The sequence below is a fragment of the Alteraurantiacibacter palmitatis genome, from assembly GCF_037154115.1.
GTDB classification, from domain to species: domain Bacteria; phylum Pseudomonadota; class Alphaproteobacteria; order Sphingomonadales; family Sphingomonadaceae; genus Alteraurantiacibacter; species Alteraurantiacibacter palmitatis.
The window spans coordinates 144253-157655 of record NZ_JBANRO010000007.1 but is presented as its reverse complement, the minus strand read 5'-3'; the positions used below and the strand labels follow the sequence as shown (position 1 = coordinate 157655).

General features: G+C 64.0%; 13 protein-coding genes and 1 tRNA gene. 4 read left to right on the top strand and 10 right to left on the bottom strand.

Features of this window, described 5'->3' with window-relative positions; genetic code table 11:
- Positions 1 to 93: 93 nt before the first annotated feature.
- Entirely contained in the window at positions 94 to 522 is a 429-nt protein-coding gene (locus WFP44_RS10295; RefSeq protein ID WP_336926472.1) for a MarR family winged helix-turn-helix transcriptional regulator, read from the top strand.
- A gap of 158 nt (positions 523 to 680) precedes the next feature.
- Here the strand turns inward: WFP44_RS10295 and WFP44_RS10290 are convergent.
- The 4 genes from WFP44_RS10290 to WFP44_RS10275 form a co-directional block, all read right to left on the bottom strand.
- Positions 681 to 756, bottom strand: a tRNA-Val gene (locus tag WFP44_RS10290).
- Between the two features lie 90 nt (positions 757 to 846).
- Positions 847 to 1857 carry a MarR family transcriptional regulator gene (locus tag WFP44_RS10285; protein ID WP_336926471.1) on the bottom strand — a complete coding sequence of 337 codons (1011 nt, stop codon included), beginning with the start codon at positions 1855 to 1857 and terminating at the stop codon, positions 847 to 849.
- Positions 1858 to 1920: 63 nt separating this feature from the next.
- Positions 1921 to 2658, bottom strand: coding sequence for a class I SAM-dependent methyltransferase (locus tag WFP44_RS10280; protein WP_336926470.1), 738 nt, complete (start codon positions 2656 to 2658; stop codon positions 1921 to 1923).
- A gap of 107 nt (positions 2659 to 2765) precedes the next feature.
- Complete coding sequence (locus tag WFP44_RS10275; protein WP_336926469.1) at positions 2766 to 4055, bottom strand: adenylosuccinate synthase; 1290 nt, start codon at positions 4053 to 4055, stop codon at positions 2766 to 2768.
- A gap of 161 nt (positions 4056 to 4216) precedes the next feature.
- Between WFP44_RS10275 and WFP44_RS10270 the strand changes: the two genes are divergently transcribed.
- Positions 4217 to 5071: an alpha/beta hydrolase gene (locus WFP44_RS10270; protein WP_336926468.1), complete on the top strand. Its 855-nt coding sequence runs from the start codon at positions 4217 to 4219 to the stop codon at positions 5069 to 5071.
- Between the two features lie 30 nt (positions 5072 to 5101).
- Positions 5102 to 5869 carry an oxygen-dependent tRNA uridine(34) hydroxylase TrhO gene (trhO, locus tag WFP44_RS10265; RefSeq protein ID WP_377923104.1) on the top strand — a complete coding sequence of 256 codons (768 nt, stop codon included), beginning with the start codon at positions 5102 to 5104 and terminating at the stop codon, positions 5867 to 5869.
- Here the strand turns inward: trhO and WFP44_RS10260 are convergent.
- The 3 genes from WFP44_RS10260 to WFP44_RS10250 form a co-directional block, all read right to left on the bottom strand.
- Positions 5866 to 6978 carry an ATP phosphoribosyltransferase regulatory subunit gene (locus WFP44_RS10260; protein WP_377923103.1) on the bottom strand — a complete coding sequence of 371 codons (1113 nt, stop codon included), beginning with the start codon at positions 6976 to 6978 and terminating at the stop codon, positions 5866 to 5868. The genes trhO and WFP44_RS10260 overlap by 4 nt on opposite strands.
- 65 nt (positions 6979 to 7043) lie before the next feature.
- Entirely contained in the window at positions 7044 to 8630 is a 1587-nt protein-coding gene (gene serA, locus WFP44_RS10255; protein ID WP_336926467.1) for a phosphoglycerate dehydrogenase, read from the bottom strand.
- Between the two features lie 99 nt (positions 8631 to 8729).
- Positions 8730 to 9890 (bottom strand): phosphoserine transaminase, encoded by a 1161-nt coding sequence (locus WFP44_RS10250; protein ID WP_336926466.1) that lies wholly within the window; start codon positions 9888 to 9890, stop codon positions 8730 to 8732.
- Between the two features lie 228 nt (positions 9891 to 10118).
- Between WFP44_RS10250 and WFP44_RS10245 the strand changes: the two genes are divergently transcribed.
- Positions 10119 to 10820 carry an extensin family protein gene (locus WFP44_RS10245; protein ID WP_336926465.1) on the top strand — a complete coding sequence of 234 codons (702 nt, stop codon included), beginning with the start codon at positions 10119 to 10121 and terminating at the stop codon, positions 10818 to 10820.
- Between the two features lie 2 nt (positions 10821 to 10822).
- Here WFP44_RS10245 and WFP44_RS10240 read toward each other — a convergent pair whose 3' ends face one another.
- From WFP44_RS10240 to WFP44_RS10230, 3 genes are all read right to left on the bottom strand, one after another.
- Positions 10823 to 11497: a response regulator transcription factor gene (locus tag WFP44_RS10240; RefSeq protein ID WP_336926464.1), complete on the bottom strand. Its 675-nt coding sequence runs from the start codon at positions 11495 to 11497 to the stop codon at positions 10823 to 10825.
- A gap of 240 nt (positions 11498 to 11737) precedes the next feature.
- Positions 11738 to 12490 (bottom strand): proteasome-type protease, encoded by a 753-nt coding sequence (locus WFP44_RS10235; protein ID WP_336926463.1) that lies wholly within the window; start codon positions 12488 to 12490, stop codon positions 11738 to 11740.
- An 84-nt stretch (positions 12491 to 12574) separates the two neighbouring features.
- The gene (locus tag WFP44_RS10230) at positions 12575 to 13387 is read right to left on the bottom strand and encodes a transglutaminase family protein (protein ID WP_336926462.1); all 813 of its coding nucleotides are present in this window, start codon (positions 13385 to 13387) and stop codon (positions 12575 to 12577) included.
- Between the last annotated feature and the right edge of the window lie 16 nt (positions 13388 to 13403).

Genomic DNA, 13403 nt, shown 5'->3' with positions numbered 1-13403 from the left:
ACACGCTTCATCGTCTGTCCTTCCTTCAGGCCAGACTCTAATCGCTCGTGGAGGAAAATCAGGGGGTCATGTCAGGAAGGATCGCGAAGCGATGTGGAGTTCCGAACAACGCGCCTGCTTGTCCTGGCTGGACGGGCCTATGTCAGCCGGATCGACAAGTTGCTTGTCCGCAAGACCGGGCAAAGTCGTGTCCGTTGGCAAATTCTGTTCGCGCTCGCCTTCGCGCCTCAGCCCGCTACGCTGACCGAGGTTGCTCGCCGTGCCTATCTCAAATGGCCTTCGATGGTGAAGCTGGTGGACGAAATGGTGCGCGAAGGCCTTCTGGATCGGCAAGACAACCCCGCAGATGGCAGGTCGAAGCTGATCAGCCTGACCGATGCGGGGGAAGCAATGGTGCGAAGGATCCAGCCGATAAAGGATGGCGAACGCGCCGCCGTTCTGCAGCACCTGTCCGACGAGGAACTGCAGCAGGCCGAGAGACTGCTGGTGAAGATTTTCGAAGCCATCGGCAAACCAGGCTGATCAGTCCTGCTGTTCTGGCGAACGGATTTTGAGCCAGCGGCTTGCTGTGCCGGAGGCCGCTTGCGGTCTGTTTCGCCAATTTGCACCCATGACCCCATCGGCCGGGGAATGGCGCCCCCATCCGCAAAAGCAATTGTTTGAATTGATACAGGGATGTGTGGTGGGCGATGACAGGCTCGAACTGCCGACCCTCTCGGTGTAAACGAGATGCTCTACCAACTGAGCTAATCGCCCCTGCGTTGCCGCAAGAGCGCGGCCCATAGCCCAAGCACCTCACACTGAAAAGCCCCAAAGACCGGCAAAGGCCGCGCGCGGCCCGATCGATCAGTCGCGCGCCGCCATAATCCGGGCCACCTCTTCGAAATAGCGGGCCATGGCATCGGCCGCCTTGTCGCTGAGCTGGATGAAAGCGCGGCGGCGATCAGTATCGTCCTCCACCCGCTGGAACAGTCCTGCATCGGTCAACTGGCTGATCCAGCGCAGCGCCGTGGTCGGGGGCACGCCAGAGGCGATGCACAGCGAAGTCACGCATACGCGGTTATGCTCCACCCGCGCCGCCGTCAGATCGAGCAGCATATCCCACGCCGGATCAGCAAACAGCGCGCCATCAAGGAACCGCCCGCGCAGCCGCCGCAATGTGATGAGGCGGCGCACCAGCCGCGGATCGGGCAGAGGGGGGCGGATCGCACGGCCCTGCCCACCCGAACCCGGCGTTCGCGCAGCCAGCGCTCCGGGCATAAGGCGCGCATCCTGTGCCGCATCGCCAAAACGGAAAGTCTGGCCGGGGCTGCGCAAGGTACCGCCCTCAGCCTCATCATCGCCCAATCGCTCCAATTGCTGGGCGATCTGGTTGACCTGCTCGGTCAGGCGGAGGAGCGCCATCCTGTCGGCTTCGGACAATTCGCGCATCCGCGCGGAGGTGCCGTGCGCCAGCAACCGGCCCAGCGCGATGATCCGGTCTGCCCGGCGGGGATTGACGAGAATTTCAGGCGATGATTGCCACAGGCAGGCAAAGACATCCTCCAGCCCGTCCATACTGGTGGACACCACCAGATGCGTGCCCGCACGCGCCGCGCGGCTGTCGATGCGCGACAGGGCCGCCAGGGCCGCACCATCGGGCAAGGGACAATCGATCAGCACCGCGTCGCCCAACGGGCGTGCGCTGCCTTCGCTCAAATCAGCCAGAGCCCCCACCTCGCGCAGAGCAAACCCCGCACCTTGCGCATCATCCCGCAGTTCGGCGCGGCGTGTCGCGCATTCGGCATAGATCGAAACGCACGGCGCAATGCCTGCTGCATCTGCCAGGGTGTCGTAAACGAAATTGGCCTGCCCCATTGAACCTGCTCCTGATTCGCGCTTCCCCAAGCGTGAACAGAGTTAGAACAAATGGAGATCGTGTCAAGAATAGATGCCCCGTTGACCCACCAAAGTGCCCTTGCCGCCGCCAAGATAGGTGAACCGAAAATCCGGCCAGCGCTTCTTCCAGCGCGTCGCCACCACCCGCTCGCCCGGACGCGCCGCATCGTCGAGCAGCACGAGACCGCCCGGTGATATGCGGTCAAACAGCACCTCCGCGTGGCCGCGCACGAAGGGGTTTATCACCCAGGGGGGACCATCGATAACCAGCAGGTCAATTTCATCAGGCAGAACAGGCAGCTGATACCAACGCGAGGCCCATTGGCTGTCCTGCGGCACGATGGGCGCAGGCCACAATTGCGCGTTCACCCCGTGCCCCGCCAGCCATTGCGAGGTCGCTTCGATAAAGGCGGCGTGCTGATCAAACCCGATCAGCTGTCCACCGCCGTGCAATTGCAGCGCACGGCCGATAACCAGCGAGGTCGCACCGCAGCCCAATTCCACCACAACACGCGGGCGCGTTGCTTCGATTACATCGACCAAGCGGAGCAGGAAGGTGGTGTCAGCCTTCCAGCTACCAAGATTTGGAAGCGCATCGTGTGCAAGGCCCAGGCGGCCGAGCAGCAGGCGCTTTTCCGCCTTGCGCCCACCCCACAGGCTGCGCGCCAGCCACGGCCATTGAATCGCGCCCCACGCCCATACCAATGCCCGCTCCGAAAGCGGTTGCTTCTGGCTGGAGCCGGGCAAGGGAAGCAGCCCGGTGCGTTCGCGCGATGTCATGGCGCGCAGGCTTAGAGCGACGCCGATGCAAGTAAATCAGCCGCCCCGGTCTGCTGGCCCAAACAGCGCCGGAACGGCGGCGAAATGCGGCGAAATGATGGCAGCAATCAATCCGCGAAGGGATCGCGCACGAGAATAGTGTCTTCGCGTTCCGGACTGGTGGAGACCGATGCCACCGGGCATTCGATCAATTCTTCGATTCGGCGGATATATTTGATCGCCTGCGCGGGCAGGTCGGCCCATGAACGGGCGCCCACCGTGGTGCCTTCCCAGCCGTCGATTTCCTCGTAGACCGGCTCGCACGCGGCCTGGTCCTGCGCATTGGCGGGCAGGTAATCAATGATCTCGCCGCGCAGCCGGTATCCGGTGCAGATCCTGATCTTCTCGAACCCGTCGAGCACGTCGATCTTGGTCAGCGCAATGCCGGTTACGCCCGACAGCGCGCAGGTCTGCCGCACCAGCACCGCATCGAACCAGCCGCAGCGGCGCTTGCGCGCGGTGACGGTGCCGAATTCGTGACCGCGGCGGCCCAGCGTCTCGCCCAATTCGTCCTCCAGCTCGCTGGGGAACGGGCCGCTGCCCACGCGGGTGGTATAGGCTTTCACGATGCCGAGCACGAAACCCGCCGCGCCCGGCCCCATGCCGCTGCCGCTGGCAACGGTGCCCGACACGGTGTTGGAGGAGGTGACGAAGGGATAGGTGCCGTGATCGACATCGAGCAGCACGCCCTGCGCCCCTTCGAAAAGGATGCGCTTGCCGGCCTTCTTCGCCTCGTTCAGGCGGCGCCACACGGGTTGGGCATATTGCAACACGAATGGCGCGATGGCGCGCAATTCCGCCAGCAGGGCTGCGCGGTCCACCGGCGGTTCGCCAAAGCCGGCGCGCAGCGCATCGTGATGCGCACACAGCCGATCGAGCTGCGGCTCCAGCTCGTCCAGATGCGCCAGATCGCAGACGCGGATGGCGCGGCGGCCCACCTTGTCTTCGTAAGCCGGGCCAATACCGCGCCCGGTGGTGCCGATCTTGCCCTTGCCCGCCGCCGCTTCGCGCAGGCCGTCAAGGTCACGATGGACAGGCAGGATCAGCGGGCAATTGTCGGCAATGCCGAAATTATCCGGCGTGATCGCCACGCCCTGCCCTTCCAGCCGCTCGATCTCGCTCCTCAGCGCCCACGGATCCAGCACCACGCCATTGCCAATCAGCGACAGCGTGCCGGTGACGATACCGCTGGGCAGCAGCGAGAGCTTGTAGGTGGTATCGCCCACAACCAGCGTATGCCCCGCATTATGCCCGCCTTGAAAGCGCACGACCACATCGGCGCGCGCGGCCAGCCAATCGACAATCTTGCCTTTGCCTTCATCGCCCCATTGGGCGCCGATCACGGTGACATTGGCCATAGCTGATTCTTTCCCGGCAGTTGCCGCGCGGCCCTAGGCAATGCGCAGGCGAAGGGCAAGGTGCGGGGCAATTCAGCGCGCGGCAAGAATTGGCGCGGCATAGATTTGCTCCGGGGGATTGATGGAGGGATACCATGCGCCGGATTGCCATTGCCGTTGCCATGACTGTTGCCACCGCCACGCTGGCCGTGGCCGCCCACCCACTTTCCAGCGCTGCGCAAACCCGCCGGGCAGAGACGGGTATGCAAACGCTGGCTTATGGCACCGACCGCTTGCAGCAACTTGATTACTGGGCCGGGGCCAGCCGCAATGCGCCGCTGGTGATCTTCGTTCACGGCGGCGGATGGCAGCGCGGTGACAAGCGGATGATGCTGGGTTCGGCCAAGCTGCGGCACTGGCAGGCGGCGGGCTATGCGGTCGCCTCGCTCAATTACCGGCTGGTGCCTGATGCCACGGTGGAGCAACAGGCCGCCGATGTGGCAAGCGCCGTTGCCTATCTGAAAGCCAATGCCGGGGGCTTGGGTTTTGACGCGCGGCGCATTGCGCTGGTCGGGCACAGCGCGGGCGCGCATCTGGTGGCGCTGGCCGGCACCGATCCCACCTATTTCCGCGCGGCCGGACTTGCCATGAACGATGTGGCGGGGATCGTGCCGCTGGATGGAGCCGGTTACAACGTGCCCGACCAGATGGGCGAAAACGAACGCCTGATGGGCAATACGTATCGGCAGGCCTTTGGCACCGACCCGGTGCGTCAGCGCGCTCTGTCTCCCACCCTGCACGCCGCCGCGCCCAATGCCCCCGCCTTCCTGATCCTCCATGTCCAGCGCGAGGATGCCCGACGGCAAAGCGAGGAACTGGCCGCCGCATTGCGCCGCGCGGGAACGGATGCAAATGTGCAGGGCTTTGCCGGGCGCGGCCTGCGCGGCCATGCCCAGATCAACCGCCGACTGGGCGAACCGGATTATCCCGCAACCCCGGTGGTGGACGCTTTCCTGACGCGGATTTTCGCTCGATAAGCGGGCCGCGCTGCTGCTAGGGGCTGGCGCATGACGACCCCGCCGATCCTCGTTGCCGCGCTCTACCGCTTTACCCGCTTTGCCGATCCCGCCGCACTGCGCCCGCCCTTGCTTGCGCTGTGCGAGGAAGTGGGGCTTACCGGCACGCTGCTGCTGGCAGGCGAAGGGATCAACGGCACAATTGCCGGCAGCGACAACGCGGTGGCGCAGGTGCTGGCGCATATCCGCACTCTGCCGGGCTGCGCCGATATCGAGGTGAAGTTTTCGCGCTGCGAGGCCATGCCCTTTGGCCGGATGAAGGTGAAGGTAAAGCGCGAGATCGTGACCATGGGCGTGCCCGAAACCGACCCGACGCAGATTGTGGGCACCTATGTCGATCCGGCGGACTGGAACGCGCTGATCGCAGACCCGGATGTGGTGGTGATCGACACCCGCAACGATTACGAGGTAGCGATAGGTTCCTTTGAAGGTGCGTTGGACCCCCAGACGCCCACATTCCGCGATTTCCCCGCGTGGTTCCGCGAAAACCGCGAAAAGTTCGGCCCTGCCCCCAAGATCGCCATGTATTGCACCGGCGGAATACGCTGCGAGAAAAGCACCGCTTTCCTGAAAGCCGAAGGGGTGGAGGATGTGTTCCACCTGAAAGGCGGCATCCTCAAATATCTGGAGGATATTCCGGCAGAGGAAAGCCTGTGGCGCGGCCAGTGTTTCGTGTTTGACGAACGCGTCAGCGTGGGCCACGGCCTTGTGCCGGGCGGGCTGGAACGGAACCCCGACGGCACCGTCAAAACCGATTAAAGCGCGCGCGCCGCCCCGCCGTCGAGAACGTGGCTGCACCCCAGCGCCGCGGCCTCATCCGCGTCGGACAAGGCCTCTACCGTGCGCCATCCCTGCGCGCGCAAGGACGCAGCAACCACGCGATCATGCCCCAGCGGCAGGAAGACCTTGTCGCCCAGAGCCTCGTCCGCCTTTACGGCCTCGATCAGTTCTTCGGGATAGAGCGAGAAGCCCGTCGCCGCTTCATCGGTGCCGCCAATGCGATAGGTGCCGCCGCGCCCCAATGCGCCGCGCACACCCTGCGCATAAAGGGTAAAGCCGAACCAGGTCTGGTATTCAAAGCCGTGCCGCTCGCTGGGATCCAGCGTCAGCCGCGCGCGGCCTTCCACCCGCGCCGCGATCTGGCGCAGGGCCTCGATGCGGCTTGTCAGGACGCCGCCTGCATCCAGCGCACCAAGCTTCATGGCCGCCGCCTCGAACGGGCCGGTGGCAAAGAGCAGCGGCAAATAGGCCTCGCCGCCCGCCTCCTTCAGCCCGCCGGCATCCTTTGCATCCAGTTCGCGCCGCACCGCCTCGCGCTGGTCGGGGGCGAGCGGGAAGGCTTCTTCCGCCAGCGTATCGACCAGATCAGGCAGCGTGAAATCAACCGAAATGCCGGTGGCGCCCGCCGCTTCCAGCGCGGCGATGGCCAGTTCCACCATTTCGCCCGCAGCTGCCGCGCTGTCGCTGCCGATCAGTTCGGCGCCGATCTGCAAGTTCTCGCGGCGCGGTTCCAGCTGGTCGCCCGCGATCTTCACCACCTGCCCCGCATAGCACAGCCGCAAGGGGCGCGCCGCGCCGCCCAGCCCGGTGGCGGCAATGCGCCCCACCTGCGCGGTCATGTCGCTGCGCAATGCGAGCGTGCGCAAGCTCTTGGGATCGACGAAGCGGAACATCGCCCGCGTCATCAGCCCGTCCATGCGCGCAGCCATGCTCTTTTCGAATTCGATCAGCGGCGGGCGCACCCGATCAAACCCATGGGCGCGCATGACCGCCATCGCCTCGCGCTCAATCCGCGCGGCGGCGGCAGCACTTTGCGGCAGGCGGTCTTCGAGGCCTTCGGGCAGGAGATCGGTTGTCGGATCCATCATGCCAGCCCCTATAGCGAAATACCGGCCCGGCGGAAGGCTTGCGCGCATCCGCCGGGCCGCAATGGTCAGAACTTGAGCGGCTGCACCCGCTTCACATTGCGCACCTTGCAGATCTTGTCGATCAGATCGGCCGAGACCGGGCTATCGACCGAAAGCAGCAGGATCGCCTCGCCGCCCGCTTCGCGGCGGCCCAGGTGGAAGGTGCCGATATTGATACCGGCCTCACCCAGAATGGCACCGACCGAGCCGATGAAACCGGGCATATCCATGTTGGAAATGTAAAGCATATCGCCTTCCATGTCCGCCTCGATCGAGATGCCGAACATTTCCACCAGACGCGGCGCGCCGTTAGAGAACAGCGTGCCGGCAACGCTGCGGCTACCCTGGCTGGTTTCCACCGTTACACGCACCAGCGTGTGGTAGATGCCTTCGCGCTCATTGCGGATTTCGCGCACCTCCATGCCGCGTTCGCGGGCGAGGAACGGGGCGTTGACCATGTTCACGCTCTGCGAATAGCGGCGCATCAGTCCTGCCAGCACCGCGCCCACGATAGGCTTCTGGTTGAGCTGCGCTGCCGCGCCTTCGGTCTCGATGCTGATCTTGGGCAGATCGCCGTGCGCCAACTGGCCCACCAGGCTGCCCAGCTTTTCCGCCAGCGCCATATACGGCTTGAGCTTGGGCGCTTCCTCGGCCGAGAGCGAGGGCATATTGAGGGCGTTGGTGACGCCGCCATTGACGAGGAAATCGGCCATCTGTTCGGCCACCTGCATTGCCACATTGACCTGCGCTTCGGTGGTCGATGCGCCAAGGTGCGGGGTGCAGATGAAATTCGGCGTGCCGAACAGCGGGTGATCCTTCGCCGGCGGTTCCACTTCGAACACGTCGAGCGCCGCGCCCGCAATGTGGCCGGAATCGAGCAGATCCTTCAGCGCCACTTCGTCGACAAGACCGCCGCGCGCACAGTTGACGATGCGCACGCCCTTCTTGCACTTTTCCAGCCGGTCGCGGCTGAGGATGTTGCGCGTCTCGTCGGTCAGCGGCGTGTGCAGCGTGATGAAATCGGCGCGTTCGACCAGAGCGCCCAGATCGACCTTCTCCACGCCCATTTCCACCGCGCGTTCCGGGGTCAGGAACGGGTCATAGGCAATGACCTTCATCTTGAGGCCCAGCGCGCGGCTGGCGACGATCGAGCCGATATTGCCCGCGCCGATCAGGCCCAGCGTCTTGCCGGTGACTTCCACGCCCATGAAGTCGTTCTTGGGCCATTCGCCGGCCTGCGTGCGGCGGTCAGCCGCCGGAATCTGGCGGGCCAGCGCCATGATGAGGGCGATGGCGTGTTCGGCGGTGGTGATCGAATTGCCGAAAGGCGTGTTCATCACCACGATGCCCTTGGACGAGGCGTGCGGGATGTCGACATTGTCCACGCCAATGCCGGCGCGGCCGATCACCTTGAGGTTGGTCGCGGCATCGAGCACGTCGGCGGTCGCCTTGGTGGCGGAACGGATGGCAAGGCCATCATACGCGCCAATGCAGGCGATCAGCTCGTCCTTGGTCATGCCGGGCTTCACATCCACATCGCAGCCGCGCTCGGCAAAGATGCGGGCAGCGTTGGGATCCATCTTGTCGGAAATGAGAACGCGGGGTTTCGTCATGGGAATTGCTCCTGTGCGTGCCCCGGCGCAGGCCGGGACTTCAGGCAGAAATGGGGAAAGGCAGTGCGGGCCCCTGCCTTCGCAGGGGCACACCACGCGTCAGAGATTGCCGGCCTTCAGCTCGTGATAGGCCCAGTCGATCCACGGCAGCAGGCGCTGGATATCCTCCAGCTCCACCGAACCGCCGCACCAGATGCGCAGCGACGGTGGGGCATCGCGGTAGCCGTTGAAATCGTAACCGATGTCCATCTTTTCCAGCTTGCTGGCGATCTTCTTGGGCACGGCCGCCTGCTCTTCGGGCGAGAGGCTGTCGTACCATTCGCCCTGGAATACCATGCACACGCCGGTATTGGTGCGCTGCGAAGGCTCGGCCACCATGTTGCGCAGGTAATCCTTGCTGTCGATGAAATCGAACACGGCCTGCGCATTGGCGTTGGCACGCGCGATCATCGCGGACAGACCGCCCATCTCCTTCACCCATTCCAGCGCGAAGATGTAATCCTCGGTCGCCAGCATGGACGGTGTGTTGATCGTGGAGCCTTCGAAAATGGCGGTGTCGATCTTGCCCTTCTTCTTGATGCGGAACAGCTTGGGCAGCGGCCATTCGGGATCATAGGAATTGATCCGCTCCACCGCCTTGGGCGACAGGATCAGCATCCCGTGCTGCGCTTCGCCGCCCAGCACCTTCTGCCACGAATAGGTGGTGGCATCGAGCTTGGCCCAGTCCATCTCCATCGCAAAAACGGCGCTGGTGGCATCGTTGATCGCAAGGCCTGCGCGGTCAGGCGCCAGCCAGTCGAGGTTGGGAATACGCGCACCGCTGGTGGTGCCGTTGAAGGTAAAGACAACGTCGTTGTCCTGCGGAACCTGCGACAGGTCCGGAATCTCGCCATAACCGGCTTCGAGCACCTGCAGATCGGGCAGCTTGAGCTGCTTTACCGCGTCCTGAATCCAGACATTGCCGAAACTTTCCCACGCAGCGACGGTGGCGGGACGTGCGCCCAGCATCGTCCACATCGCACATTCCAGCGCGCCCGTATCCGAGCCCGGCATGATGCCGACCAGATAATCGTCAGGAATGCCGAGCAGTTCCTTGGTCAGGTCGATGGCATATTTCAGCCGCCCCTTGGCATAGGAGGAGCGGTGCGAACGGCCGAGGCTTTTGATGTCGAGCTTTTCGGGTGCCCAGGTTACCGGCTTGGCAGTGGGGCCGGACGAAAAGAAGGGGCGCTCCGGACGGAGGGCAGGTTGGTCAGTCATGGTATTCTCTCCTTGCAGAGAGCACGCGCGGCGTTGGGACCGCGTGGCCCGGCAGCGGCACTAGAAGGATCGCCGCCATAGTCAAGCCGCATTCCTGCGTTATGCATGAACATTAGCGGTAAATAACTGGAAAGGGGCGGCAATTCCCTGCCGAACCGGCAAAAGGTTGCCGCGCGTTAACCGTAAGTGTTTCAGGAGGGTTTACCACGACGGGGTAATACCACGGATATGAAGAAGATCATTTCCGTTCTGATTGCGTCAGCCCTGCTGTCGGCCTGCACCGTGGTTCCCGAATCGAATCGCGCAAGCACCGCCCGCAGCACCGCCCCTGCCTCGTCGGGCGCTGTCGCCACGCGCCTGCCCGCCCCCGTCGCTGCGCATCCGCAAGACCGCCAATGCCTGGCGCAGCTCACCGATACCGGCGCGCAGTTTGTGCCGGTGGCCGATGCCTATCTGGGCGAGGGGTGCAGCACGGTGGGCACGGTGCAATTGTCCGCGCTTCGCAGCGATGCGACCCGCCTTTCGCTCAGCAATATGGGGCCGGTGCAATGCGGCGTGGGCGCAGCCTTTGCCGCCTGGGCGCGCTATGGCGTGGACCGCGCGGCGCAGCAGATCCTCGGCTCGCCGCTGCAACGGATCGAAACGATGGGCAGCTATGCCTGCCGCAATGTCGCCGGAAGCAGCCGCCGCAGCGCCCATGCAACCGCGGGCGCGATCGACATCGCCGCCTTTGTGCTGGAAGATGGGCGCCGCATATCCGTGCTGCAGCACTGGCATGGCGGCAGCGCGGCGGAAAAGGAATTCCTCCGCACGGTGCAGCGCAGCGCGTGCCGCCGTTTCGCCACGGTTCTGGGGCCGGAATACAATGCCGCGCACCGTGACCATTTCCATCTGGAGGGCGTGATGGGCGACAGTTCCTTCTGCCGGTGATTTCAGCCGTTGGCAGCGATCCGAAAGTTCGGGCCTTCCGCGCGATCCGCATCCGGTGACAGGCCGCGCCTGTCGCCATAGCCCGCTTCCAACTGCAACCGCACCGCTTCGGCCGAATGCGAAGCACCCAGCTTTTCCATCATGTTGGCGCGGTGAATCTCGACGGTGCGCGGGCTGATATCCAAGGCGCGGGCAATCGCCTTGTTCGAACATCCTGCACTCAGCCATTCGAGCACTTCGCGTTCGCGCCGACTGAGCAGGCTGATCCGCTGGCGCGCCTCGATCGTGCGGCGGCGGCTTTCGGCGTGACGCCCGCCATCGGCGGCGATCTGGGCGGCCACGCGGGCGATCTCCCTCTCGGTCAGCGGCAGGCGCAGATAATCGAGCGCGCCAGCACGGATGGCCTGCACCACATCGTCCACATCGGGCGCGTGGCTGGCGGCGATCACCGGGAGCCAAATGCCGCGCTCGCCCAGCCGGTCCAGAAGATGATCGACCCCGCTCGACAGGGCGGTTTCACAGGCGATAATCACCCCGTCGCGCGGTGCGAGATCCAACAATTCGGGGAGATCCGAATAGACCTCCGCATGATGTCCAAGGCTGAAGGCCAAGCGCGAAGCTTCGGCCCTGAGGCGGCTGTCGCCACCGACGATGTGAAGTTTGAGGCGCTGTTCCATGGGAAACAGTTTTGCCCCGGAGGCATCGTTAACGCATGGGAAATCACCTCCGAATCCAAGCGAATTTGGCACACCTTCGGCACGCATAAGTCGTAAATCCATCGCCAGCTTCCCTCCAAAACGGAGTGGAAATCCGCAATGGCCCTGATGCAGGGAATACTTACGCAACCAATACCTAGGTATGATCGCTTATGCCGTTAACCGAACACGCCAAGGATGCTTGCAGAAAGGGGCGCGCGGTCACTCGGCCTGTTGGTAGAAAGTGTAATCGGGCAGGGAGTGAAAGGCATTGCGCAAGGCATTGGACCAGCTTGTCGAAATCGCCACATAGTAGCGGTCATCGCTTTCGATCCGCCGTTCGTGCAGCGGTTCGAACCTGTCACGCTCGATAACCATCAGGTCGAGCGGCATACCCACCGAAAGATTGGCTTTCAGTGTCGAATCGAAGCTGACCATAAGCAGTTTCACCGCGTCCTCGAAGCTCATGTTCCGGTCATATCCGCGGATCAGGATCGGGCGGCCGTATTTGGTCTCTCCAATCTGGAAGAATGGCGTATCGAAGCTGGCCTCGATGAAATTGCCTTCGGGATAGATCATGAACAGGCGCGGTTCCATGCCGGCAATCTGGCCGGCCAGAATGATGCTGGCCGTGAAGCGGCTGGATGCAGCCGCGCCGCCGTTTTCGGCCTGCGTCTGCTGCACCGTCTCGCGCAGCAGCTTGCCCACTTCCACCGCCACCTGAAACATGGTCGGCAGTTCGAGGAGCGAATTCTGCCGCTCTCCGGGCGCCTTGCTGCGTTCCTCCAGCTTGCTGATCACCGCCTGCGTCGTGGCAAGGTTGCCCGCGGTCATCAGGGTGATGATGCGCTGCCCCGGCACCGACCAGCGGTACATCTTGCGGAAAACCGAGATGTTATCGACGCCGGAATTGGTGCGCGTGTCGCTCATCAGCACCAGCCCCTTGTCCAGCACCATCCCCACGCAATAGGTCATCGCATACGCCCCGTCATTTCCTGTCCCTGGCAACCTGCCTGCGCGAATAGGGTGCCGGCCCCGCCCAGCGCAAGCGCGAAGGCGCTATTGCTCCACCATCTGCTGCTCGATCGCCAGTTCGACGTGCAGATCCTCGCTCATCGCGCCAAAGCTGATGCCCACGATCGGCGCCGCATCGCTGTAATCGCGACCGGTAGCCACGCGCACATAGCGCGGATCGGGGCTGATCTGGTTGGAAATGTCGAAACCGACCCAGCCCAGCCCTTCCACAAAGGCTTCCGCCCAGGCGTGCGTGGCTTCCTGGTAAACCCGGTCGTTCATCATCAGATAGCCGCTGACATAGCGCGCCGGTATGTCGAGCATCCGGGCCGCGGCGATGAAGGCGTGCGCATGATCCTGGCAGACGCCCCGCCCATGCGCCAGCGCCTCTTCCGCCGTGGTTTCCACATGGGTGACGCCGGTTTCATACGCCACCGCCGCCAGCACCGCGGCCGAGAGGCGGTGCAGCACTTCCACCGAACTGCCGCCCTTGTCGAGGCCGTTCACAAGCTGGCGCAGGCGCGGCCCCGGCTTGGTCAGCGGGGTGTGGCTCAGGAACGCCCACAGCGGCATATGCCCGGCATGGCGGCCGATTACCCCGGCATGGTCCTCGGTCTCCACCGTCCCGCGGCATGAAATCTCCACTTCGGTTGCACCCGGAAGCACCGAGACCAGCGTTACGTGATTGTGGTTCTGGTCATCATACGACAGTTCTTCCCGCGCGCCCGTCAGCTCCATGGCCCAGTCCAGGATCCGCTGCCCCTGCGTTTCCTTGGGCATCAGGCGCAGCCGCTGAACCCCGTGTGCGACCGGTTCGGTAAAGACATAGCGGGTCGTGTGGCGAATGGAGAGGCGCATGGCTGTATTTGACCGA